The following is a 24968-nucleotide window of genomic DNA, read 5'->3' on the forward strand; positions in this document are numbered from 1 at the left end:
TCGGGATGGCGTCGGAGGGAAATAGCCGTCTGGCCTGGACTTTGGACGTGAAAATGCTTTTTTTGCGTTCTTTTGCGAGAAGGTGTCCAATTGGAGCGATCCAGGCTATTTGATTGCAGTCCCTGATTCCCGCTCAACGATCCCCGGCACAATTATGCACCCTCGTTCGCGTCTGGTTTTTGTCTGCCTGTTTCTGCTGTCCGTTTGCTCGATTCCCACAACGGTTCACTCCGAGTTTGACGCGGGGGAGTTACGCTCGTCGGCTCGTCCGAACATTCTATTTGTGCTGACCGATGATCATCGAGCGGACTGTTTGTCGGCCACGAAAGACGGTTTGATCAACGCGCCGAATTTGGAGCGGATTTGTGAGCAGGGCACGCGATTCGAGAATGCGTTTGCTGTGCTGGCGATTTGTTCACCCAGTCGTGCCGCTTGTTTGACAGGTCAGTACGGAAGCATCAATGGAGTCACCTCGATTGACAACGTGAGCCTTCGATCCCCGACATCGACGTTTGCATCCAAGTTGCGTGACTCAGGCTATTTGACAGCAGTCACGGGGAAGTGGCATCTCAAGACCACGCCGGAAGAAGCTGGTTTCCAGTTCGCATCGGTGTGTCATTCGAACGGGACTTGGTACGACCGTCAGTTCAAGGTCGATGGTGAGTCCATGAAGATGCCAGGGTTTGTCGATGATGTAACGGCGGATGAGTCGATCCGGTTCATTCGTCAAGCGAAGCAACAACAGAAGCCGTTTGTGATGTGGATGAACACTCAGGTCCCGCACATGGATCATCGGCACACTTGGCCGGCCGAAGAAACAATTCTGGCGAAGTATGAAACTGAGAAGATGCCTTTGCCGACCACGTGGGAAGATGATCTCAAGGGCAAGCCAGACTACCTGAAGACTTCGCGAAATCGCATTCAAGCAAAGAAGTACGGTTACCAGGACCCGAACAAAATCCGATCGCACACGCGAGATTATTACGCCAGTGTGGAACAGATGGACCGGGCGGTTGGTCGAGTGTTCGACGAGCTTGAGCGACTAGAGATTCGCGAAAACACGTGGGTCATTTTGATGGGCGACAATGGCTGGTTCCTCGGGGAACATGGCATGACGAGCAAGGTGCTGGCGTACGAGGAATCGATGCGAATTCCGATGGCAATTTCTGGGCCGGGAGTCAAGCAGCAGGTCGCTCGGGAAATTGTGCTGAACGTTGACGTGGCAGCCACCATTCTGGATATCGCAGGTGTGGCATCCGGTGACGAGCAACAAGGACGCAGCCTGTTGCCGATCGCTCGCGGAGAGACTGTCACCGATTGGCGAACCAGTTTTCTGTACGAAGCCCCCACGCCTCAATTGGGAAGCCAACCTCATTGGGCGGTTCGCGATCAAACACGAAAGTTGATTCGCACCGAAACAAAAGAAGGGAAGGTTTGGGAGGAGCTTTACGATCTGCAAAAGGATCCCATCGAACAGTTCAATCTGGTTTCGGCTCCAAAGTACGGCGACGTTTTGGAGGGCTTGCGAACTCAGTTGAAACGTCAGCGGTCGAACATGGAAGCGTCCGCAAATCGATGGAACGAAACGCTTGTTTCCAAACCGTCGAATCAGCAGGACGGTGAGTCCGTTGCTGTCGAAGCACCCAAACCGATTCGGACGGATCTGTTCATCAGCGGGGTTTACCCGCACCTGACGACGTATGGCATTTACAGTCAGGACGGGGCTCATTTGAAAACGGGCCACAATGAGTGTGGGATCGGGGCGATCGTGCCGTGGGCTGGCAAGCTTTGGATGGTCAACTATGCACCACACATGCCACGCGGCAGCGAACACAAGTTGTTCTCCATTGATCCCGATTTGACGAAGCCTTTGAATGTGCATCCCGAAAGCGTTGGCGGGACACCTGCGGGACGGATGATCCATGAAGAGTCACAGCAGTTGCTGATTGGCCATCATCTGATCGATGCCAAAGGCAACGTGCGAACGATCTCGCCCACTGAAATGCCGATGCGAGTGACGGCGATCACGCGGCATCTGAAAGACCCCGAGAACATGGTGCACTACATCGACATGGAAGGCGCGATTTGGGAAGCCAACGTGCATTCCTTGGAGGTCAATCGATTGTTCAAGAAGCCCGTTCCGGGTTGGCACGGGAAGGGTGGCTACACTTCGCAAGGACGTTTGGTGATTTCCAACAACGGGGAATTGCATGTGGGAAGTTACAAGGATGTCTTGGTGGGTGGCGAAGCCAAGACGGAGGAAGAACGCGGCGTGCTGGCGGAGTGGGATGGTGAGACTTGGAAGATCGTCGAGCGTCGGCAGTACACGGAAGTCACTGGGCCCAATGGGATCACCGGTGGCAGCGACGGGGACGATCCGATTTGGACGATGGGATGGGATCGGCGAACCGTTCGGCTGAAGGTGTTGGAAGACGGCAAGTGGCACACGTATTTGCTCCCCAAGGCAGCTTATTGCAACGACGCCAGTCATGGTTGGTACACCGAATGGCCGCGAATCCGTGAGATCACGGACGGACGCTGGATGATGGACATGCATGGGATGTTCTTTGATTTTCCCAAGACGTTTTCGGTGAAGCAGTCCAAGGGAATTCGGCCGATTGGCAGTCACCTCCGCTACGTTCCGGACTTCTGTGCCTGGAACGGTCAATTGGTTATGGCAACGGATGAGACCAGCATCCAAGGCAATCCTTTGGCGGGCCAACCGCAGAGCAATCTGTGGTTTGGTGACTACCAAGATTTGAAGACTTGGGGGCCTGCGTCAGCTTATGGTGGACCCTGGATTGATGATGAAGTGAAGGCCAACGAGTGGTCTGATCCGTTTCTCGTCGATGGTTTCCAATCGCGAACCTTGTACTTGGCCGTTGGCCAATTGAAATCGAAGCCAGTGGTCACGTTGCGAGCGACTGACCAACAAGAAATCACATCGATGCCGGAGGAGTTGAGTGCGCTTCCGACCGTTACGGTACGACGTGGCAACTGGACTCGACCGGCACACGGCTATGCCTTCCAAGTCGATCAGCCTGTCACGGTTTACTTGGCCGTGGATCATCGAGGCGACCCGCCCATGTCGTCGGACTGGCAGCTAACGAAAATGGAAGTTCGCTGGGGCAATGGACACCACGATCGGGTTTACAAGCGTTCCTTCCCGGCAGGGGAAATCTCGATTCCCGCCAATGAAACCGAGCACACGCCTGGATCATTTGGGATGCCACACACCGCGTTCGTTGATGGTAACGCAGCCGTGAAGATGATTCGTGGTGAGGGAGCGACGTTGAACAAATCGCAGGCTTCGCAGCAATCCAAAAATATCGCGGTGCCTGAGGATGATTCCGTTCAGGTCACGATGCAAATTGATCCCAATGGAACGAACGAGTGGATTGACTTTCGTCAGTTTTCGGTGGCCGGTGAGAACTCGGTTGTCGAGATGCTTCCCGAAGAGATGGACGCCGTTTGGGTACGGTTCAAAACGGATCGCGATTGCATGGCGACGGCGTTCTTGCATCAGACATCCGCTTATCCAAATCAGCAGCGTCATGAGGAACTGTTCGCTGGCTTGGCGAACGTGGATGATTCACAAGCCACCAATGCATTGGTCTACCCGGCTAAACGCAGTCGTGACTTGCGGCTGCTGACTGATGATGGAAAGGCATTTGAATTCACAAAGAGCGACTTCCAGTTTGTGTCGGATGAATTTGATTCGGAATTGGCGGAGAAGCTGCAAGTGGAACCGGAGTTCACGGTGGATGAAGCCTCCGTCATTGTTCGGTATCAAGGAAGACGTTATCGACTGCCCAAGGGTGATGCGATCTATGACAAGGCCTTTGAGTCGGGTTGGCCTCGAGCGTTACGAGAAGTCGAATCAGAACGCACGATCGCGAATATTCATGGGACGTTTTATGAAGTTCCGTTGGTGATCAACGGTGCCCCGCCGGCTTGGAATTTGATTCGTCCGATCGCCAGCCATCGCAAACAGATCACCGATTTTTGTTCTTGGAACGGTTTGTTGGTTTTGGCGGGTGTGAAAGCCGACGCGAAAAAGGACGGGCATGTCTTTCGTGATGCGGAGTCCGGGATGGGGCTGTGGTTCGGCGGCGTGGATGATTTGTGGAAGTTCGGGAAGCCAGTGGGGCACGGCGGACCGTGGAAGGACTCGCCCGTTCAGGCTGGGATACCTTCGGACGCCTACTTGATGCGAGGTTATGACCAAAAGTCAGTGACGTTGTCGCACGAGCATTCGCAACCGGTTGGTTTCACCTTGGAAGTCGACCTCGATGGAGAAGGGCGCTGGGTTGCCGCCAAACGCCTGGTGGTTCCGAGTGGATCGCCGGTCCGGTACAAGTTTCCGAAGGGCTTTTCAGCGTGCTGGGTGCGGGCGATCAGCGATGCTGACACAACCGCGTCGGTGCAGTTGGATTACCAATGATCCGATGGCGTCTTGTTTGACGAGGGGGTTTGATGGCGGGAAATGGAATGGCGAACGACGCGTTGGATCGAGATGGATTCTGTTTGCTTCGTGGGGCGGTGGTGTCTTCCGTGGTGGAGCATCTGTTGCAGGTGTGCACGCAAACTTTGGTCGCGGAATCCGAGTCCGTGCGGGCTCGGTCGAGTCGCGGGCATGTCTACGCCGCTCGCAATTTAATCGCGAGCATCCCGGAGGTGACCACCGTTTGGCAGTCGGATCCGTTGCTGTCTTTCTTGCGAGCTGAGTTGGGCGACGGTCAGGGATTGGTGCGAGCGTTGTTCTTTGACAAGCCGCCGGATCGAACGTGGGCGCTGCCATGGCACAAGGACACTTCCATCGCCGTGCGTGACAACTCGGTGGAGTCGGCATGTTTTTCTCGGCCGACGAGGAAGGCTGGCGTGCCGCACTTGATTGCAAGCGACGATGTCTTGCGGCAAATGCTGACGCTTCGCATTCACCTGGACGAAGTCACCACAGAGAACGGGCCATTGCAGGTCATCCCCGGTTCGCATCACTCGAGCGATTGTGAAGGGGACGGTGTGGACTCGGCGGTTCCCGTCTATGCCGCGGGTGGTGACGTGTTGGCGATGCGTCCGTTGATCAGTCACAGCAGCGGGTCATCCCAGCCGGGCACGCGTCGTCACCGCCGAATCTTGCATTTGGAATTCGCGAATTCGGCCACGCTACCCGATGGAGTTCAGTGGCATGACTTTGTCACGCCGGGTGTTTGAGTCGCGGTGGATGGCGTGACGTTCACTTGGACTTCGAGCTGGGGTGATCGTCAAAGTAGAAGTCGTACCAGTCTCGCTCTCGCATTTTCTTGCCTTGGGGCAAACCGGGCGGATCCAATTCCAAGGTCCAGGTTCGCAAGGAGTCGTGCAATTTGTTCCCAAGTTCTGGGTAGCTTTCGATCAGGTTGCGATGCTCGTGTTGGTCACTTTCCAAGTCGAAGAGGTAACGTCGGCCGTCGCCAACGAAGATGTACTTCCATTTGCCTTGCCGGACCGCGGCTTGGTCCCAGAAGCGAAAGTACAACGTGCGTGTGGAGGGGATTTGGATGTCGTTCAATCGCGGGATCAGGTTGATGCCATCGAAGGGGGCGCTTTTCGGATCGAGTTTTCCACCGGCGAGCTGCAAGACGCTGGGGGCGATGTCGAGGGTGCTGATGGGCCAGTTGTAGGTGATCGCGCTGGGCAGTTGGCTGGGCAGACTCCAGATCATTGGGACGCGAATGCCGCCTTCGGAAAGCATCCCTTTTTCGCCGACCCAAGGGTCATTGAGGGATCCGTCCCAACCGCCGGCTTCGCCATCGATCGGGGCGTCGACCTTGGTCATTTTGAGAGGTGCGCCGTTATCGCTGGTCATGACCACCAAGGTGTTGTCCAGCAAACCATGCGTCTTCAATTGGTCGACGATGCTGCCGACGCCATCGTCGATGGCGGCAATCATCGCGAGAGCGTAACGTCGCCGCTTGGGCATGGTCTGCGGGAAACGATCGAGGTATTCGTCGGTGGCCTCGAGCGGCGTGTGGGGACCGTAGTAGTTCAACTGCAAGTAAAACGGTTGGTCATGATTGCGGTCGATGAAATTGACCGCAGCATCGGTTTGCACATCGATGCGAAATCGTTCGTCGCGAAGTTGCTTCATCTTTGGAATCAGATCACCCGAGGCGAGGTCAAAGTTGGTGCGATAGTTCGTCATCGCTCCCCAGTAGTATTCGTCGAAACCTTGTTGAGCGGGAGAATACGGTTGGATCTTTGGCCATGGGATTCGGACTTGTCGTCGTGGTTTGTTCGCCATCGCCGGTAGTTCGCGGCGGATCCAGTCGGCGCAGGTGACGTTGGGTTCCAAGTGCCATTTGCCGATCATTCCGGTGCGGTAACCAAGTGGTTGCAAGTGCTCGGCAATGGTCACGGCTTCGGTTGGCAACGGCATGTCTGGGATCGTGTCGATGCCGAGACGTTGTTGGTAACGCCCGGTGATCAGCCCAGCGCGTGATGGGCTGCATTGTGGCGAGGTCACATAGGCATTGGTGCAGCGAACCCCGCGAGCGGCCAGGGCATCGATGTGCGGCGTTTGGATGTCGTCGACGACGTCCTGGCAACTCAGGTCGGCCCAGCCCTGGTCGTCGGTGAGGATGATGACGACGTTGGGTTTGGTGGCGGGAATGACGGCTTGAGCGGTGCGGTCACCGACGCGAAAGTAGCCCAGAGGTTTGCCGGTGTCTGGTTCTCGAACCATCCACACCGCGCCGGGGCGAGTGGATTGGGTCTGCGTTTGGTTTGGCTGGATGGTGCCGTAGGGTTTGAGATTCGCTTCTTCATCCATCCAGCAGAGTTCGACGGGTTTGCGTTGCTGGTTGAGGAAGTGCACCGGGAATTTGTTTCCGGCGGGTTTGGACGGCGGAGCGGTTCCTTCGCTGATCGGGTGAAACGAAAGTTTCGCCAGCGACTTCACCGATGGCTCAATTCGTTTTGCAAACTTGGTGGGTGCGATGGATCGAAAGTGGGAGAGTTGTGAGAGGGCAGTGGGCTTGTTCGCAAGGTTCTCCCATTCGTAGGGATCGGATTGGATGTCGTACAGTTCTTCGCTGCCGTCGGGGTAATGAACGTAACGATGAGTCTGTCCGCTGATCGCGTAAGCTTCGGGTTGGGAGAGATACGTGACGGAATCACGCGTCCAATCGTTTGAGTCTGGATCGTGAAGCAACGGCAGTAGACTTGGTCCGTCGTTTTGCGGCCGCGAAGGCAGTTCACACAAATCGAGGAGCGTCGGGAACAGACTGAGAGTGTTCACGGGGGCATCGCAGACAACGCCGGAGGGTGTGCCCTCGGGTAGCGTTGGACTGAGCGATTTGGGCACGCGAACCATCAAGGGCACACGGGTCACCGCTCGCCATGGGGTGTACTTTTGCCAGTGTTCCTTTTCGCCCAGTTGCCACCCGTGGTCCGACCAGAGGACCACGATCGTGTTGTCCGCGTTGGGGCCGGATTCCAAGGCGTCCAGGACACGGCCCAGCATTGCATCGGCAAAGTGAATCGACGCGAGGTAGCCTTGGATGCCTTGCTTCCATTGGTCTTGTTCTTGGATGTGAGCGAAGTAGCGATTGCGAGCGGCTCGTTGACCGGCGGCGGGCACGTCGTCCAAATCATTCTCAAGGTATCCCGGCGGAAGCTGGATACTCTCGAGCGGAAATGGCTCGAAGTACTTCTTGGGAACAAACCAGGGTTCGTGCGGTCGGTAGATTCCACAACCAAGGAAGAACGGTTGGTCATGTTCGGCGAGAAGTTTGTCGCCAATCCACTGGCTGACTGCCCAGTCGCCGCCGAACTCTTCGTCGGTCACGTCGAGAGCGGCCCAGTCGGTTTCGACGTATTGCCATGGTCCGCCCCGTTTGAGATTGACTGGTCGCTGCGATGGGTAGAACGTTTGTGGAAACGGGTTTTCTGATTCGGCTTTCGGGAAGTACTCATCCCAGGACGCCGCATCGATGAAGTAGTGCAGCAACTTGCCAGAACCGGACGCACGGTAGCCATGGTTGCGAAAGTACTGCGGCATGATCACGTCATCGGGCATGATCTCTCGCATTTGTTGGCGATTGTCATACAGCCCTGATTGGTTGGGGGCTCGTCCGGTGAAGACCGCTGATCGGCAGGGATTGCATGCGGGTGCGGGGCAATGAGCGTTGGTGAACAGCACTCCGCTGGCAGCCAGCCGATCCAAATTGGGCGTGACGGTATGCGGGTGCCCACCCAAGCAGCCAATCCAATCATTCAGATCGTCCATTGCAATGAACAGAACGTTTGGTTTGGAGGGCTGGCTGGGTTCATCCGCAGAAACGTGCGGAAGAGTCAGCAGCATGCAGATCACCGAGGTTAGTAGCGAGCGATACATCATCGCGAATCTTTGTTGAGTGCGAGTGAGAACGGACGGCGTGAGAAAAAGTCTCAATTCGTTCCGCAAATTGGAACGATGTTCGGAGGACGTCGGTTTGATGAGTGGTTCGTTGAAGCTCATCGCCGGGGTGGCTTGATCCGGCCTACCTATTTCGGGTCGATGATACAATGCGCGCGGCAGCGATGTTTCACCAGACGGACCAACAGGCCGCAAACACCGTTTGTTGGTGGACTATGCTGCGTTAGGGAACAACTTCGGCATTTCAAATGATAGCGGCTGGGCGCGAGCCCTCCGATGACGCACCGGGTGGCTTTCGCCACTCCGCCGGGAAGAACAGAATGACGAACGTTTTCTTGGGTTGAATTTTGATTGCTCCTTTGGATAGGCAAATGATAAAACGTGATTTCTTGGTTGGTGTGATGTTGGCTGCGGCAACGATGGGGCTGAATGGTTTCGAGGCCCAGGCATTGTTGGCGGAAGAGTCCACGGCAACTGGAGCGTCGACGGAAATGCAGATCAAACCGGGCGAACAAACAGAGAACTTCTTCTCCATTCCGCAACCCGCGGAAGGTCGACCGGAGAAGCTTCCGTATCTGCTCTACACGCCAAGCGACTATGTGGCGGGCCAGGGTGCACCGATGCTGTTGTTCTTGCATGGACTTGGCGAAAGCGGTGATGGCAACTTCAAACAGATCGCAGTGCATGGTCCACCCAAACGAGTCGCGAAAGAAGGAAAAGAGTTTCCCTTTGTGATTGTCTCACCTCAGAGCCCACATCCTGGGAAAGAGCGAGAACTGGTTGTCGCGTCTTGGAAAGTGGACGAGTTAATGGCACTGTTGGATCATGTCGAGGAGCATCTCACCATCGACACCAGTCGCGTGTACGTTTCTGGATTGAGCATGGGCGGATTTGGAACGTGGCGATTGGCGGCAACTCACCCCGAACGATTTGCAGCGGCGGTCCCGGTTTGCGGTGGTGGCAAGACGGAGTGGGCAGACGAGCTCGCGAAGCTTCCGATCTGGGCATTTCATGGCGGCAAAGACACGGTCGTCGAAACCCGCGAGAGCGAAGAAATGGTCGCTGCGATTCAGCGTGCAGGCGGGGACGTGAAGCTGACGATCTATCCCGAAGCCGGACATGACAGCTGGACCGCCACCTACGCGAACCCCGAAGTCTACGCGTGGTTGATGCGGCATCAGTTGCAGCAATAGTTCGAACGTTTTCCAGGCGTTTCGAATCTGCTTGTCATGACAGAGTGGTGCAAACCGCTTTGGTGTCATTGGAGGGCTCGCACCCTTTCACGATTGTTTGAAATGTTGAAACTGTTGCTTTGACTTCAATCCTTTCTGAATTCATCGTTCGAGTGCAATCATTGCGAAGTCTGCCATGACGAACCGGCCTTCACGAAGTAATTCCGTGCAGGATGCCTGTTTGCTGATTCTCACCGCGATCGCGCTGACGGCGGCGGTGTATTGGTTGCGGTCGGTGTTGATTCCTTTCGTGGTGGCGTTGTTCATTGTCAGCGGGATCACGCCGATTCTGGATTTCTTGCAAGCGCGTTTGAGTGTGAACCGCATCGTCGCCGCGGGGGTCACGTTTGTGTTGGCGATCGGCGGCACGTTCTTGGTCGGAACGAGCATTTGGTTGTCGATGGCTCAAATGTCCGAGGAAGGCAAGCTGTACCGGATGCGAGTGTCCGAGATTGTTTCCAATGCAGAAGATTGGCTGCAGGAAAACGTTGCGGAGCGTTTTGAAGCCAGTGAAGCAAGAGAAAGATCAGAAGCTGCGGTTGCGGATTTGGTCGAAGCTCCTGAAACAGTGGTCGCTCCAGCGGCGAAGTCCGAACCCGATGCATTGCTCGCCAATGCTGCGGCGGATTTGCGGAACCAGCTCGAGGAATTCATTCGAAACGGGGTCGCGACGCTATCAAGCGAGTTGTTCCAGTTGGGGTCGACCAGCATCGTGATTTTGATCTACGTCTTCTTTTTGCTGCTGGGCAACTTGAGTGGCTACGGAGAGAATACGTTGGCGTATCAAGTCGACCGACAGGTTCGATCTTACTTGTTCGTCAAAACAATGATTTCGCTCGCGACGGGCATCGTGTTTGGAATGGCACTTTGGTTGTTTGGTGTGCCGATGGCACTGACGTTTGGGTTGCTGGCATTCCTGCTGAATTACATTCCCAACATTGGTCCGATCCTCGCCAGCATTTTGCCGTTGCCGTTCATCCTGTTGCATCCCGATGGCAGTTTGGCTTGGATGGTCAGTGCGATTGTGGTGACGTGTTCGATCCAGGTCGCCAGCGGTAATTTGTTGGAACCAAAGCTGATGGGCAACTCAGCAGATTTGCACCCGGTCGTGATCCTGTTGGCGCTGATGTTCTGGGGAACTCTTTGGGGAGTCACCGGGATGTTCTTGGCAACACCGATCACCGCGGCGATCAAGATTGCCCTGGACCGGATGGATGTCACTCGTCCGGTGGCAAGCGTGATGGCGGGACGATTGGGAGCACGTGCTAACGAGAGCATCGCCGCGAATTGAACGGCGGCCGGGATTGCTTTGCCAATAACGCCTTGAGGACCCCGCCCGTGCAGGAGGACGTGCAGTTTTTAACTGCTGTGTTGCCAAGCGTTTATCATCACCCTCCCCTGGGAGGGTCGAGCGAAGCGAGGGGAGGGTCGAGCATCGGAACCAGCGCGTAACCCTCCCCGGCCCGAAGCGGGCCGACCCTCCCAAAGGGAGGGTGAAATAAAACTGCACGACCTCGGGGAGGGGGAAGTGAAACTGCACGCGTGGCATTTTGAATCGGAGCGGTTTTCAATGGGGGAAGATTAGTTGTTCGACTTGGCCATTCGTTCGGAGAGCGTTCGGAAGACGACAAAGAACGTCGGGACGAGCAACAGAGCGAAAATGGTGGCGGCGATCATGCCACCGACCACGGCCGTTCCAACTGCCTGGCGACTCGCCGCACCCGCGCCGGTGGCGACCAGCAGCGGCATGAAGCCGAGAATTGATGAGAACGCGGTCATCAGGATGGCTCGGAATCGGAGCCTGGCGGCAGCCGTGGCCGCATCGCGAGGCGATTTGCCGGCCGCACGTTGTTCACTGGCGAATTCAACAATCAGAATCGCGTTTTTGCTGGCCAAGGCGACCAGTAACACGATCCCAATTTGAGTGTAGGTGTTGTTGTCACTCCCTCGCAGCATCAACGATAGTGCGACACCCAACGCGGCGAGCGGAACCACAGCGATGACAGCCGCAGGGCTGGTCCAACTTTCGTACTGGGCCGCGAGAACCAGGAACACAAACAGGATCGCCAATCCGAAGATCAAATACTGTCCGCCCGAGGCTTGTTTCTCTTGGAATGACATTCCCGTCCATTCGTAAGAGAATGATGCGGGCAAGGTTTGATCTGCGGTTTGTTCCATCAAGGTAAGTGCTGCACCTGAGCTGATGCCGGGGGCGGCGGACCCGTTGATGGCGGCACTGGGATACATGTTGTATCGCCGAACAACGTCGGGCCCGAAGTCATCACGCACGGTCACGATGGAACCCAGCGGGATCATGTTGCCATTGTTGTCTCGGACGTCAAGCTGCGTGATGTCGGAAGCCGATCGTCGAAACGGTGCTTCGGCCTGCGCTCGGACTTGATAGGAACGGTTGTTGAGCGTGAAGTCGTTGATGTAGGAAGAACCCAGTGATGCTTGCAGGGTCGCAAACACGCTGCTGAGCGGGATGTTCATCGTCTTGGCTTTCGCCCGATCGACGTCCACATAAAGTTGAGGAACGGTAGCTCGGAAGGAGCTGTTCAGAGCGGCCAAGCTGGACTGGGTGGATGCGTTGGCGACCACTTCTTCGGTTGCGTTCTGAAGAGGCAGGTAACCATTGCTGCCGCGGTCTTGGACTTCCATTTGGAAACCGCCGGCCGTTCCCAATCCATCGATCGGAGGGGGAGCAAACGTGAACAGGATCGCGCGTTGTTCGGACGCGAATTGTTTTTGCAAGTATTGCTGAATGGCCGTGACGCTTTCGGTTTTCGCGTCGCGATCTTCCCAGGGTTTCAAAACCAAAACGGAGAACCCGACATTGGGGCCGCCACTGCCGCCCAGCAGGGAATAGCCGGTCACGGACAACCAACCTTGAACGCCGGGTGTTTGCTGGAAAACCTCATCCAGCTCCTTGATCACTTCGTCGGTGCGTTCTTTGCTGGCGGCATCAGGCAGTTGAACGTTGACGAACAACACGCCTTGATCTTCGTCGGGAACGAATCCCGTTGGCAATCGAGTGAGCATCCAACCCGTTGCCGCGATCAACGCAATCGACGCGACGGAAACGACCAGAGTCAGACGCACCAGCCTCGCAACGGCGGCACCGTAAACTTCAGTGGTGCGATCGAAGAACTGATTGAACAGGCGGAAGCCGATGAACTGTGTTTCTTTTGCCGGACGCAAGAACAGAGCACACAGGGCGGGGCTGAGTGTCAATGCGTTGATCGTGCTGATGATGACCGATGCGGAGATGGTCAACGCGAATTGTCGGAACAATTCACCGGTGATGCCGGGCATGAAGGCACAGGGCACGAACACGGCCAGCAACACCAGGGTCGTCGCGATCACGGGGCCGGTGATTTCGGACATGGCTTTGACCGCCGCGTCTCGGCTGGACAGTCCATCGGCGATGTGTCGCGAAACGTTTTCGACCACCACAATCGCATCATCGACCACGATTCCGATTGCAAGAACGATGCCGAACAGCGACAGCATGTTCAGTGAAAACCCGATGCCCGCCATGATGGCGAAGGTGCCTATCAACGAGACTGGAATCGCGGCGACGGGGACAATCGTGGCCCGCCAGTCCTGAAGGAAGATGAAGATGACGAGGACAACCAACGCGATCGCCATCGCCAACGTGCTGTAGACTTCGTTGATGGAAGCAGTGACGAATTCGGTCGCGTCATAGGCGACTTGGTATTCAACATCCTTGGGCCAGTTTGCCGCGGTGGAAAGCTCCTCCATTTTGACCCGGATCGCTTCTGCGGTTTCCAACGCATTGGCGCCGGGCAACTGATAAATCGCGAGCGTTGCGGCTGCATCACCGGTGAAGGAACTCGAGTACGTGTAGGCCTCGGCACCCAGTTCGATTCGAGCGAGATCGCCCAGACGCAGCACTTCCCCGTTTTCACCCGTGCGAACAATGATGTTCTCGAACTGTTCGACGTTGGAGAAGCGACCTTGTGTGTTGACGGAGAACTGAAACGCGGTGCCTGATTTAGCGGGTGGAGCACCGATTTGTCCCGCGGCAACTTGGACGTTTTGTTCCGCGATGACCGCAACCACATCTTCGGTGGTCAGTCCACGTTGTTTCAGCAGGCGTGGATCCAGCCAGACTCGCATGCTGTAGTCGCCATCGCCGAATGACTGAACGTCGCCGACTCCTTTGATACGACTGATTTCATCTCGAACGTCGAGCGAAAAGTTGCTCAGGTACAATCCATCGTGACTGCCGCCTGGTGAAGTCAACGCAAGGAACTGAAGCGTTTGAGTGGAACGTTTTTTCGTCGTGATTCCCTGTGCCCGGACTTCTTGCGGAAGAGTCGCTTCGGCACTGCTGACCAAATTCTGGACCAACACCGAAGCGATGTCCAAATCCATATCCAGTTCAAATGTGACGGTCAGCGTGTACAGACCTTCGTTGGTGCTGGTCGATGACATATAGATCATGCCTTCGACGCCGTTGACCGCTTGTTCGATGGGGGCAGCGACTGTCTCGGCGACCGTGCGAGCGTTGGCGCCTGGATAGACGGCCGTGACCTGCACAGTGGGCGGCGTGATCGGGGGGAACTTTTCGATCGGGAGACCGAAGAACGAAACCGCACCTGCGATCACGATCACGATGGAAATCACCGTGGCAAAGATCGGGCGGTCGATGAAAAACTTTGACATGGTTCAGTCCGCGGTGGATGAATCGGAGGCGGGTTCATCTTGGGTCGGATTGACCGTCGGTGTTGGTTCGGAAACAGGTTCCGATTCAGCGGTGTCGGAGTTGGATTCAACCGCGGCTTGCAACATGGGGCTGTCCTTGGTCGACAGCTCAATCGTTTTGGGAGAGACCTTGCTTCCCGGTCGAGCGCGTTGCAGTCCGTCCAGCACAAAGGTGTCGTTGGCGGAGAGGCCTTCGGTGATCATGGCCCAGCCATCCAGGGTTTGGCCGATTGTGATCTCGCGTTGTTCGATTTGGTCGTCGGAACCCACCAGCATGACGTACGCACCGGTTTGATTTCGAACGATCGCGCGTTCGGGGATCAAGATCGCATTCTCAACTTCGCGAACGGGCAAACGGATGATCACGAACATCCCAGGAAGCAATTTGCCGTCTTGGTTGTCGAAGTCGGCTCGCAGACCGAACGTTCCTGTTTTCTGGTCGATGCCACGTTGATCGACGTAGTCCAATTTTCCCGGCATCCATTTGTCTGTGTCACCATCGCGTTGCAGATAGACGGGAATCTTCGACCAGTCCTCGGGTGAGTCTGCGGGTTCTTCGGTCTCGGGACGAGCTTCGACGAGTTCGAGAAGCTTGCGATCGCTGATGCTGAAATTGGCGAATATATTTCGTTGATCAACGACGGTGGCAAGCGTGCTGCCAACTTCGACGAGGTTGCCGAGTTTGATTTGGGTTTTGGAAACGCGGCCTTCGATTGGTGCCCGAACCACGGTGTACTCCAAGTCCAATTCTGCTTGGTCGAGTTGAGCCTGTGCTTGCAACAACTTGGCTTTGTCAGCTTCGATGTTGGCTTCCGCTGCCTTTTGTTCGGCCAACGCTGAATCACGAGCGGCGAGGGCGGCATCCAAAGTAGCTTGGGAGCCCGCGTTGGAAGCTTGCAATCTTCGTTCGCGTTTCAAGTCGTTCTCAGCCTTTTGCACCGAGGCGAGTGCTGACGCCAGACTCGCTTCGGTGACCTGAATGCTGGCTTTGGACGCTTCGACGGATGCGGCGGCCGCGTTTCGATTGGCTTCGTAAGTATCCGGCTCGATCCGGTAGAGTTCTTGGTCTTCGCTGACGAATTGCCCGGGCTCAAAAGATAGCTTTTCGACGAAGCCGCCGACGCGCGCCCGAATGTCCGCTTGTTCCACTGCTTCAGTCTCGCCATTTTCTTCGATGAAGATTGTAAGACTTTGTTGAACGGGTTTGGCCGCTGTGACTTCCGGAGGTGGCGGCGCCTGGTACTCGTTGGAGGCGGGCGAGCAACCGTTCAATGCCATGAAGCTCAGGGCCAGTGCGCTCGCAGCCAGCGAACACGCGGCCGACGAACTCAGATGGCCCGCCGAGTAGGCTGGGTGTCTTGCTCGAGTGGACATCGAGCGACGGATGGCGAATAGGAGTGTGTTCATGCGTCAAAAGGGGACAGCGTGATGAACCATTGCAATGAAAGAAAACGAAGACAGTCGAGACTTTCATGTTGAAAACGGAGTTCCGCCCTGCAATCGTCTGGTTGGCGGGATCCGCGTAGCATCCTACACCAAGTCGATTGAACGTCCTACGGAGTGAATCGGACAGGTGACAATTGCGGCCGGGAAGCTAACGCCGAGGGAATTGCAAACTACAATCTTCGACCCTCCACCTCGTCCTGCGGATACATCGGAATGATTCTCGCTCGTGCACCCCAAACGAATCGCTGGCTGACGCATTCTCGTCACGGGGAGCTGTTGCTGGCGCTGGTTTCGCTGATCTTCATTCAGTCGTGTTTGTCAGCGGAGAATGTGGTCCACCGAGTGGTGATCAATGGACTGTTTTTCTTGGTGGTGTTGTCCGCGATCCGGTCGTTTTCTGGTTCCAAGCTGCGAATGTGGGCAACGATGTTCATTGGCGGATTGGCCTATGCAGCTTCATGGGCCAATGAGATGGCGGGAATGAAGGGGTTGGCGGTCGCCAGCGACGTGTGCTTCGCGTTCGTGTTTGTCTCGTTGATCCACGCCGTTGGAGTGAATGTGTTTGGTGAGGGATCAGTCGACGCTGACCGAATTATTGGAGCTGTGTCGATCTACTTTTTGATCGGGTTGCTCTGGGCGTTTCTCTACACGTTGGTTGAACTGTTTGAACCGGGATCGTTCTCGTTCCCTGTCCAGGAAGAAAGCCTGACTCAAAACGCCCGTTTGATCAGCGATTTCATTTACTTCAGCAACGTGACGCTGACGACGCTTGGATATGGTGATGTCGTCCCAATGTCTCGGCCAGCGAAAATGTTGGCGGTGCTGCAGGCCATGGTGGGGCAACTCTACGTGGCGATCGTGATCGCTCGGATGGTCGGAATGCAGGTTTCGCAGCGAGGGGTGAGCTTTAAGAATTGATCTCCTGCTGCCGAAGATCAAGCCGTCGTTCTCAGACGAACGGCAATGATTCACTCGGCTTGATCGATGGAGTCTTCCGACTTGAACTGCGTCGTCAGCACGTACATGGTTCCTCCGACCATGAATGTGATTCCTGTGGCAATCAATTGTTTTGGATCATTGATTGTCATGATGGCGGCGGAAAGAATTGTGGCGGCAACATAGAACGCCGGTGCGATCAAACAGTAGTTCGGGGCCGCATTGGCTGAATTGCGGATCGATGGCAGGAACAGGCAACAGACCGAGCAAGCCGCGGACAAAGACAACGTCAATCCGAGATACGACAGCAAGCCTTGCAGATCGGAGATCAGAACCAGCGTGACCGCCACCGCGATCTGCACCACCGTCGCGGCAAACGGGGCCTCACCGCGAAAACGCATCCAGGCCGGCAGCATGCCATCGTCCGCCATTTTCGCGTACACACGAGGTGCCGCCATCATCATGCTGAGCACCGACGTCAATAGGCACAACGCGATCGTCCAACGAACGAAGTGTGCGAAGCCGTTGCCACCAAGACTGGCCGCGGCGATGGCCGCCACATCAGGTTTGCCAACGATGCTTTCTGCCGGAGGTGCAAAAACAAAAACGGCGTTGAGACTGAGATACAAAACCGTCGTTGCCACGGTTCCAAAGACCAAGGCTCGGGGAACGACGCGGGTTGCATCAGCCACTTCATCAGCGACATAGACCGCTGCATTGAATCCGGAATAGCTCAGCGAAATCCAAACCAGACTGCCCGCGAATGCTGTCCAGAGCGACCAGGTGTTTGTTTCAGGAACCGGTTCTCGCGCTGACGGACGAATCACCAAATCGCCCGCAAACCATTGGTAAGCGGCGAACACAAGAATCGTTCCCAGAAGAATCAGCTTGACGCTAACAGCGATGTTTTGCGTGGTGGCTCCCACACGAGGGTGCAAGCCGTGAAAGAAGCCCGCCAAGACGATCGCCATAATCGTGACAATGCCAGCTGGCATCCACTCGGGACGCAAGTCTTCCGGCAACAGGTAGCCTTCCAGTGCGGTGGCGGCGAACGCGATCGCACCAGAGAAACCAGCGATCAGAGAGACCCATCCGGCAACGTAACCCAGCAACGGATGAGCAGCCCTTGAAAGAAAGAGGTATTCACCACCTGACTGCGGCATCACACGAATCAGCATCGCGTAACTGATCGCTCCCGCAACGGCCACGATTCCACCTGCCAACCAAGCCCAGAGAACTTGTTCGGGCGAACCTAAGTCAGCCAGCGAAAACCCGGACGTCGTGAACACGCCGGCTCCGATCATGTTGGCAATGACCAGAAACGCGAGGGTCCAGAATCCGTATTTGCCGCTCAAACGACTGCTTTCTTAGGATGGTTCCGAGCTCGATTTGTTCCCGGCGGATGCTAAGAACGAAATCGATTGGGGGCGGTGATCGCCAATGTAATCCAATCGCCGGAAGGCGGCATCGCTACGGAGCCACACTCACCCGCGAGGGTGTGTGGAAGTTAAAGAATCGGACCCAGCGTCGCCAGCACATTGTTCCACAAGCGAAGGGGAAGAGACCATTCCGCAACCGCCCGGGCAGTGATCTCATTGGACTGCTCGATGTAGGCACACTGCCGCTCGAAGACATCGGCAGTGAGTTCGGGATTGTGGAACAGGATGTTGTTCTCGTAGTTCAGGTCAAAGCTGCGACGGTCCATGTTGGCGGAACCAATCAAAGTGACCTCATCGTCGAGGGTCACTGATTTGGTATGCAGCAAACCGCCGGTGTACTCGTGAATCTGAACGCCCGCTTCGAGCAATCCAGCGTAGTAACTTCGGCTGGCTCCTCCGACGATTCGCGAATCATTGTTGGCTGGCATGATGAGCGTTGTTTCAACGCCTCGCCAAGCGGCCGCACAAAGGGCTTGTTGCATGGACTCGTTGGGCACGTAGTACGGCGTCGAAATGGTCAACTTCCGTCGTGCCGTATGGAACAGAGTTTCAAAGACCTCTGGCATCGCTGAATCACGAACGGTCGGGCCGGTGCCGATGACTTGAGCGGGAAAACCAGGCCCCGTGTCAGGAAGCGGTCGGTCCAGCAGACTCGTCAGGTCGTCGCTGGTGCTGGACATCCAATCGGTGATAAAGAGTTCCTGGTTCTGTCGAACGATGGGTCCTTCAAAACGAATCACTGCATCGACCCAAGGAGCGTACTTGGGTTTGACTCGGAACTCAGGGTCTGCGCAGTTTTGGCTGCCGCAATACGTGATGGCTCCGTCGATCACCAGGATCTTTCGGTGATTGCGAAGGTCGATGCGTCCACGAAGAGCCCGCAGCATCAAGTTTCCAATCGGCAGGGCTCGAGAAACGTGCACTCCCGCGTCCTGCATCTCTTTCCAATGAGCCGAGCGAATGATCGTTCGAGAACCCAAGTCATCGGCCATCGCCCGGCAGGTCACGCCTCGCAGTGCGGCTCGCTTGAGAGCCTCGACCATCTTTAGACCATTGTTGTCCGGCAACCAAATGTAAAACAGCAAGTGAACATGATCCGTCGCATTGTCGATGTCCGCGATCATGGAATCGACGGCGGAGTTGGAATCGTGCATCAGTGTTCCGAAGTTGCCACCGATCGCTTCGAATCCATTGATTGACTCGCCCATTCGAAACAGATGCTGATATCGATTTGGAACATTCGCCACCGCGTGCCGGGACTCCTCTGGATTGATCTCCGGTGTCGCTGGCAAGCATTTCATCACTTGCTTCATGCGTTCCATGCGTCGACGCCCGATGTTGGTCTCACCAAACAACACGTATAGAAACACGCCCAGGAATGGAACGGCCGCGATGACAGTCACCCAAGCGATGCGTGAAGCAGGTTCACGGTGAGGTCGCGACATCACGCGAATGATCGTGATTGCTTCGATGGCAACGTGTGCAACCAGACCGATCGAAACCGCGTCAATGTGAATTTGAAAGTATTGTCCGAGATCCATTTGCTAGTTCAGTCGACGTCAGGTTTGGCGAGGAGAAGAGGTCAAGAGCTTTCTGGTCGTGCAATCGCAACCGACATGATGTTGGGAAATGAACAAAGCCAATCGACAAGACCAGTTGGGATCTGGTGTCGATCGGCTTTGATGTCACCCGGTCGTCGCTGAATCGTGGTCAAACTCTGATGTCAGGCTGAACGGCAGTTGCCTGACGAGGGGCCACGTTTCCACGTCAGACGTCTAGAACTGCATTTTGAACTTCTGAGTCATATCGCGACGCATTGCGGCGGTCAGTTTGTCAATCTGATTGAGCGCTTCTCGGTAGTTTCCATAGGCGTTGCCTTGGGCAATCGCACTGGTGACGCGTTGGTAATCCGTGGTGCTGTTGGTGTTGTAGTAACCATAGCCATCGTTGTAGTAGCCGGTGTCGAGGCTCTGGCTGGCTTTGATTTTTCCGGCGTCGATGTTGGTTTGCCTAACGGTCAGTGCATTGCCGCGAAGCAATTCGGCCACGTTGGTTCCGTACTGAACCATGGCGGGGTCGACGTTGAGTGTGCCGATTTCGTCGATCTGACGAGCTCGTTGGTCGCTCCACTTTGCCATCGCACCAGCGGTTTGCGATTTGTGGTCGCGTGTGTGTTCGATGATGGAGTTGACTTCATCGAAGTAGTGCTTGGACTCGTAAGCGATTCGTTGTTCTTCGCTCTGTTCAGAGAGGCTGGCTCGTGCGGCGGCCTGTTGAGCTTGGCTTTGAAGGCTGAAGATGCCCATCAAACCGCTGAGGCTGGATTGGGTGATCGGACCTTTGAGCGAGAGTGAATTTCCTTCGACAGAAACTTCCCATTGTTTCACTTCGGGAGCACCGGTGCCGTTGCGTTGAAGGATCTCAGCGAGCAGTTCTGGGGCGATCAATTTCAGTGACGAAGGCGATTTAGAAAATTCGAATTTCGCGATGCACTCGTTGAGACTGCGGCGACCAACGATGATGCTGCAGCCTTGGATCGATGCGAGGGTGCCGGCGACGGACTCCGGAGAGTTGGACTTCAGCGAGTCCAGTCCTTCGAGTCGCGTCTTCAAAGGAACCGGTGACAGGACGTTGTCCAAGTCAATTGCCAACATGAATGACAGAAACGACTCAGGTTGTTTGGCGTGAGCACTCAGGAACGGTGTGTACTTCACATCGATGACCGGGGTCAGCCACCCTGCCAAGAGCGATCGATCGGTGGGGCGAAGAATGCCCAAGCGTTCAGGATGGTCTTCACCGGGAACGAAGTAGGTTTGGTTGGGAGCGTGCACCACGTCATGATCGACAACGTTGTCCACATAACCGCCCAAACGATCCGCCAATTTCTTTGCATCAACAGGTTGGTTGAGAACCGCATAGCCAGCTTCCCATTTGGGACGCAGGGTTGCGATTTCGAGATCCGCGAGAAACCAGACTTCGCTGACTTTGGAAGAGGCGGCGGGTGAGAAGCCGGCATCCTTCATCAGTTTGTTCAGGGCGGGAACGTTGACATAGCCAATGGCATTCCCGGGTGCGGGTGATCGGTCGAGCAGCAGCTCAATCTTGGCTTTTTCTTCTGCGTGAACGACAGATGAAGAAATTGAGAAAAGAAGAGCAAGGGCCATCACAGGGCCCAAATTCATCAGCGTTCGCATGGTTTCGGCTCGGTACGTCAAAGGAGGTGGATCAAAGGCTCGATCCGCGGAGCGATTAGAAGAGATAGTTCATCCAACTGTTCGCACGGATAAGAAACATGACAGGAATTCCGGCTATTTGGACGTCACCAGTATAGACAGCGGCTTGCCCTTGTGCACCGCCGGGCAGCGGGTGGGAATCAACCTCATCGAGCTGAATTCGGACCGCGAATTGTGTTGGTTTTCCCGACGCCAAGTCAGTGGGAATGGCGCCGCTGGCAACCAACTGGCCCGTGCCGGAAACACTGATCACGTCGAGTACCTGCCCCGTCAAAATCTCACCTGGATAGGCGTCCATTGCCAATTCCGCGTATTGTTCGGGTTTGATCCGTAAGAAGTTTTTCTCGTCGAATACGGCGACAATCACGCCTCGCTTATGTTCGTCGGTGTCACGAATGAATGACATGACGGGGCCGGTCGTGGGACCCAACAGCATGCCAGGGTGAAGTTGAAGGTTGGTCACATAGCCGTTCGCGGGCGCCCGGACGGTCGTTTGCTGAAGATCATATTCTGCATTGTCCAGCGTTGTCTCAGCCTGTGTTTGCTTTGCCTGTGCCACTCCGACCGAGATGCTCGCTTGCTTCAGCGATTGTTCAGCCTGGTTCAATGCAGCGCCAGCCTGTTGGAACTGCGTTTCCGCACGCTCTAATTCGTCTTGGCTAGCACCGCCAGATTCACGAAGTTTTTGATAGCGGTCGCGATCGTTGGTCGCGTAGGTCAAATCCGCTTTCGCGCGATCGAGTGTCGCATTCGATAGTTCAACGGTTGACTTCGAAAGCTCGACGTTCTGCTTGGCTTGTTCCAGCCCCGCTTTGGCGAGGTTCACCGCATTTTGATAGGGAACCGGGTCCACAGTGAACAGCACATCGCCCTTTTGAATTGGTTCATTGGGTGCAACGCGAACCTCGTTCACTCGGCCACTGACCGATAGTTGAGCGGTGATCGGGTCGATCTGTGCGATGACAATCGATTGTTTTGTGTAAGGGTGAAAGTATTGCGCGCAAAACAGCAAAGCAATGATCAATCCTGGGCCGACGGACGCCAAGACAATGGCCACAGGAAGTGACAATCGAATGAGTTTGAGCTTGGCAAAGATCAGCCAGATCGTCCCGCAATAGAGGCCACTGAGAATCCAGCTCATGATGATTCACCTTGTGATGAGTTGAAATCCAACCGGGCAATCCGTTCTCGTAGTGCATCAAGTCGACTGGCAAGATCATCATTCTCATCTGATGAATCTTGTTCGGGCGAGGATGGTTCGGGAGCGTTCAACTTCCGATACAGGTAAATCACGAAGACGCAACTCAGGAGGGCAGGGATCATGATTGATTTCCGCTTGAGGTTTGTTCCAGTGCATCCACCAGCGATTCAAGTTGTTGAACTTGCGCGGCGAGTTGTGCCGATTCGGTTGTGGCGTGGCCGGAAGACTCGTTCGGTTTTGGACTCATGTGCGCCCAAACCATTGCCAGCACCCAAACGATCCCAGTGGGCAGGCCAAGCCATCCGGCGATGTTGACGGCGTCGGAGAACGGATGCTGGCGGCGTTTCGCGATTTGGCCGGGAAGAGCCGCTAGGCCCACGGCGACCGCGATAATCAAAGCCGCAAAGACGAGCAGAAAGATCAATGAGATGATGCGAAGCGCCGGTCCGGCAGATTGCAATCCATATTCCATGTTTGGCTCGCGGTTAGAGAAGTAGCAAGACCTCGTTTGCGATAACACTCCGAGATCGCCGTGTCATCATACCGTTGGTTCTGATCCAGAACCAGCAAAGCTTGTCAGTCATAAGGTGGCCAGGAATGGTTCTGCGACGTTTTTTGGATCTGTTTTTGAACGAACACGCTCTCCAAAGTGTGTGGAGTTTTGATGAAGGGTCAGATGGCCGGCGAGGCAGCAGATCCCGCAGAATCGTTCAAGTTTGCCACCGTGTTTGTCGATTCATTCGAGGGACGCGAACCGCGGATAACGCCGTGTGGCTGGTGAAATCAACCGTCCGCTGGGGACCAAGCGGCTGAGCTGCCAAATGGACTTCTGCGTGTCCGTTCAGTAACGAGACCAGGCACGAACGCACTGGCAATTGGTAGCAAGCCGTTTGCTGGCAAGGGTGAAGGATTCTGACCGAACGAAGTCGCATGAGCTCCAAAATCATCGCACGAACGATCAGTGAGCTTGCCGATCTGCGATGGATGCTGCCGATGGTCGGACTGTGTCTCTTTGCCGTCCCGGTTCACTCGGAAGATAGCCTTGCGTCACTGTTGAGGATGGCTGAGGAGGATACGCTCGAAGATCCGTTGCTGCTAACGCAGTTCACGGAGTTTGGTGAGAGCCTGGACGCGATTGAATCTCCCGTGACTGAAGTGCTGCAGCAACTGGATTTGGATTCGTCGGAACGTTTGAATCGGCGGTCATTCACGTCGGAGGCGTTTGATCGTTCGCTCGGCGAACAGCAGCAAAACAACTTCACCGCGTTTCCCGATTTCGATCGTGGAATTGTTGTCTTTGGCGAAGAGGCGGCACTGAAGATTGGTGGGTTCGTCAAAGCGGATTTTATATCCGACTTCGATCCCATCGACTCGGTGGATTCATTCGACACCAGTGAGATTCCCGTTGGAGCCGCCGACCGGAAGAATTCTCGGTTCCATGCTCGGTCGTCACGCTTGAGTTTCGACACCCGTTGGAAAGTTCAACGAGAGGTGGTTCGGGCGTTTGTGGAAGCCGATTTCTTTGGTGGTGATGACGGCGGCAATGGATCGTTTCGGTTGCGTCATGCTTACGGGACGATGGGGTACTTCACGGCGGGCCAAACCTGGACCACGTTCACGCATCCGTCGGCCGTTCCTCAGACATTGGATTTCGAAGGAGCCGTTTCAAACGTGAACCGTCGCCAAGGTTTGGTGCGATTGGATTTGCCGCTGGGAGATTCAGGGTGGTCGTGGGCAGTGTCATTGGAAGACCCGCGAATTCAGATTGAGATTCCAAACGGCGTGACGGGAGAAGGACGGACGGAGACGCCCGATGTGATCACTCACTTGAAGTTGGAGCGAGACCGCGGCGATTTTCAGGCCGCGTTTGTCGTTCGCGAATTGGGCTTTCAACCGGTCGGAGATCCCGTTCTCACCGATACCGCCTGGGGTTTCAACTTCACCGGATCAGCCAAACCGTTGAACGACACGCGGGTCTATTCCCAGATCACATTCGGGGAAGGGATCGGTAGCTATCGCGGTTCACCCGATGTTGTGTCCACCGGTCCGAACAGTGCTTCCATCTTACCGATGTTTGGATGGATGATCGGGTGCAAGCATGTTTGGAACGATCGGCTGACGTCCAATTTGACTTACAGCGAGCTGATCCTCGATCCGATTGCTGGCCAGGCTGGCACCAACCTACGGCAGACCAACTACCTCGCAGTGAACTTGATCCACAATCCAGTCGACCGCGTGTTCATCGGGATCGAGTACTTGTGCGGAACACGCGAGAACCAAGACGGCGACCAAGCCGACGCGACTCGGTTGCAAATGTCGTTTGGTTTCTATCTGCCCTGAGGTCTCGTGTCG

General features: G+C 55.6%; 15 protein-coding genes. 6 read left to right on the plus strand and 9 right to left on the minus strand.

What is annotated here, in order from left to right; translation table 11 throughout:
* Positions 1-154: 154 nt before the first annotated feature.
* On the plus strand, positions 155-4444 hold the full coding sequence (locus tag CEE69_RS06015; protein WP_199169804.1) for a sulfatase-like hydrolase/transferase: 4290 nt from the start codon (positions 155-157) through the stop codon (positions 4442-4444).
* Positions 4445-4491: 47 nt separating this feature from the next.
* A complete protein-coding gene (locus CEE69_RS06020) occupies positions 4492-5214 on the plus strand; it encodes a phytanoyl-CoA dioxygenase family protein (RefSeq protein ID WP_099259946.1) in 723 nt (240 codons plus the stop codon).
* A gap of 22 nt (positions 5215-5236) precedes the next feature.
* Here CEE69_RS06020 and CEE69_RS06025 read toward each other — a convergent pair whose 3' ends face one another.
* Positions 5237-8380, minus strand: a complete 3144-nt coding sequence (locus CEE69_RS06025; protein WP_099259947.1) for a sulfatase-like hydrolase/transferase — start codon at positions 8378-8380, stop codon at positions 5237-5239.
* A gap of 389 nt (positions 8381-8769) precedes the next feature.
* On the opposite strand from CEE69_RS06025, the gene CEE69_RS06030 reads away from it, so the two are divergent.
* Positions 8770-9591 carry a carboxylesterase family protein gene (locus CEE69_RS06030; RefSeq protein WP_099259830.1) on the plus strand — a complete coding sequence of 274 codons (822 nt, stop codon included), beginning with the start codon at positions 8770-8772 and terminating at the stop codon, positions 9589-9591.
* A gap of 175 nt (positions 9592-9766) precedes the next feature.
* Positions 9767-10921 carry an AI-2E family transporter gene (locus tag CEE69_RS06035; protein ID WP_099259831.1) on the plus strand — a complete coding sequence of 385 codons (1155 nt, stop codon included), beginning with the start codon at positions 9767-9769 and terminating at the stop codon, positions 10919-10921.
* Between the two features lie 290 nt (positions 10922-11211).
* Here the strand turns inward: CEE69_RS06035 and CEE69_RS06040 are convergent, their stop codons facing one another.
* The gene (locus tag CEE69_RS06040) at positions 11212-14322 is read right to left on the minus strand and encodes an efflux RND transporter permease subunit (protein WP_099259832.1); all 3111 of its coding nucleotides are present in this window, start codon (positions 14320-14322) and stop codon (positions 11212-11214) included.
* A gap of 3 nt (positions 14323-14325) precedes the next feature.
* A complete protein-coding gene (locus tag CEE69_RS06045; protein WP_233214900.1) occupies positions 14326-15768 on the minus strand; it encodes an efflux RND transporter periplasmic adaptor subunit in 1443 nt (480 codons plus the stop codon).
* Positions 15769-16020: 252 nt separating this feature from the next.
* On the opposite strand from CEE69_RS06045, the gene CEE69_RS06050 reads away from it, so the two are divergent.
* Positions 16021-16725 (plus strand): potassium channel family protein, encoded by a 705-nt coding sequence (locus CEE69_RS06050; protein WP_099259949.1) that lies wholly within the window; start codon positions 16021-16023, stop codon positions 16723-16725.
* A 50-nt stretch (positions 16726-16775) separates the two neighbouring features.
* Here the strand turns inward: CEE69_RS06050 and CEE69_RS06055 are convergent, their stop codons facing one another.
* From CEE69_RS06055 to CEE69_RS06080, 6 genes are all read right to left on the minus strand, one after another.
* Complete coding sequence (locus CEE69_RS06055; protein WP_233214901.1) at positions 16776-18098, minus strand: APC family permease; 1323 nt, start codon at positions 18096-18098, stop codon at positions 16776-16778.
* 152 nt (positions 18099-18250) lie between these two features.
* A complete protein-coding gene (gene cls / locus CEE69_RS06060) occupies positions 18251-19723 on the minus strand; it encodes a cardiolipin synthase (RefSeq protein ID WP_099259833.1) in 1473 nt (490 codons plus the stop codon).
* Between the two features lie 234 nt (positions 19724-19957).
* The gene (locus tag CEE69_RS06065; protein ID WP_233214902.1) at positions 19958-21364 is read right to left on the minus strand and encodes a hypothetical protein; all 1407 of its coding nucleotides are present in this window, start codon (positions 21362-21364) and stop codon (positions 19958-19960) included.
* A gap of 67 nt (positions 21365-21431) precedes the next feature.
* A complete protein-coding gene (locus tag CEE69_RS06070; RefSeq protein WP_099259835.1) occupies positions 21432-22556 on the minus strand; it encodes an HlyD family secretion protein in 1125 nt (374 codons plus the stop codon).
* Positions 22553-22738 carry a hypothetical protein gene (locus CEE69_RS06075; RefSeq protein WP_099259836.1) on the minus strand — a complete coding sequence of 62 codons (186 nt, stop codon included), beginning with the start codon at positions 22736-22738 and terminating at the stop codon, positions 22553-22555. The genes CEE69_RS06070 and CEE69_RS06075 overlap by 4 nt, the downstream gene beginning before the upstream one ends.
* A complete protein-coding gene (locus CEE69_RS06080; RefSeq protein ID WP_233214903.1) occupies positions 22735-23076 on the minus strand; it encodes a DUF3302 domain-containing protein in 342 nt (113 codons plus the stop codon). Before CEE69_RS06080 ends, CEE69_RS06075 begins: the two co-directional genes overlap by 4 nt.
* Positions 23077-23546: 470 nt before the next feature.
* Here CEE69_RS06080 and CEE69_RS06090 point away from each other — a divergent pair, with 470 nt between their 5' ends.
* Positions 23547-24956 carry a DcaP family trimeric outer membrane transporter gene (locus CEE69_RS06090; RefSeq protein WP_099259839.1) on the plus strand — a complete coding sequence of 470 codons (1410 nt, stop codon included), beginning with the start codon at positions 23547-23549 and terminating at the stop codon, positions 24954-24956.
* The last annotated feature ends 12 nt before the right edge of the window (positions 24957-24968 follow it).

It is taken from the genome of Rhodopirellula bahusiensis (assembly GCF_002727185.1).
In the GTDB taxonomy this organism is placed as follows: domain Bacteria; phylum Planctomycetota; class Planctomycetia; order Pirellulales; family Pirellulaceae; genus Rhodopirellula; species Rhodopirellula bahusiensis.

Bases quoted from the DNA above. Each gene is read 5' to 3' on its own strand.
- CEE69_RS06050 (WP_099259949.1), top strand. From the start codon at position 16,021: ATGATTCTCGCTCGTGCACCCCAAACGAATCGCTGGCTGACGCATTCT.
- CEE69_RS06070 (WP_099259835.1), bottom strand. From the start codon at position 22,556: ATGAGCTGGATTCTCAGTGGCCTCTATTGCGGGACGATCTGGCTGATC.
- CEE69_RS06015 (WP_199169804.1), top strand. From the start codon at position 155: ATGCACCCTCGTTCGCGTCTGGTTTTTGTCTGCCTGTTTCTGCTGTCC.
- cls (WP_099259833.1), bottom strand. From the start codon at position 19,723: ATGGATCTCGGACAATACTTTCAAATTCACATTGACGCGGTTTCGATC.
- CEE69_RS06020 (WP_099259946.1), top strand. From the start codon at position 4,492: ATGGCGAACGACGCGTTGGATCGAGATGGATTCTGTTTGCTTCGTGGG.
- CEE69_RS06040 (WP_099259832.1), bottom strand. From the start codon at position 14,322: ATGTCAAAGTTTTTCATCGACCGCCCGATCTTTGCCACGGTGATTTCC.
- CEE69_RS06025 (WP_099259947.1), bottom strand. From the start codon at position 8,380: ATGATGTATCGCTCGCTACTAACCTCGGTGATCTGCATGCTGCTGACT.
- CEE69_RS06045 (WP_233214900.1), bottom strand. From the start codon at position 15,768: ATGAACACACTCCTATTCGCCATCCGTCGCTCGATGTCCACTCGAGCA.
- CEE69_RS06090 (WP_099259839.1), top strand. From the start codon at position 23,547: ATGAGCTCCAAAATCATCGCACGAACGATCAGTGAGCTTGCCGATCTG.
- CEE69_RS06030 (WP_099259830.1), top strand. From the start codon at position 8,770: ATGATAAAACGTGATTTCTTGGTTGGTGTGATGTTGGCTGCGGCAACG.
- CEE69_RS06065 (WP_233214902.1), bottom strand. From the start codon at position 21,364: ATGAATTTGGGCCCTGTGATGGCCCTTGCTCTTCTTTTCTCAATTTCT.
- CEE69_RS06035 (WP_099259831.1), top strand. From the start codon at position 9,767: ATGACGAACCGGCCTTCACGAAGTAATTCCGTGCAGGATGCCTGTTTG.
- CEE69_RS06075 (WP_099259836.1), bottom strand. From the start codon at position 22,738: ATGATCCCTGCCCTCCTGAGTTGCGTCTTCGTGATTTACCTGTATCGG.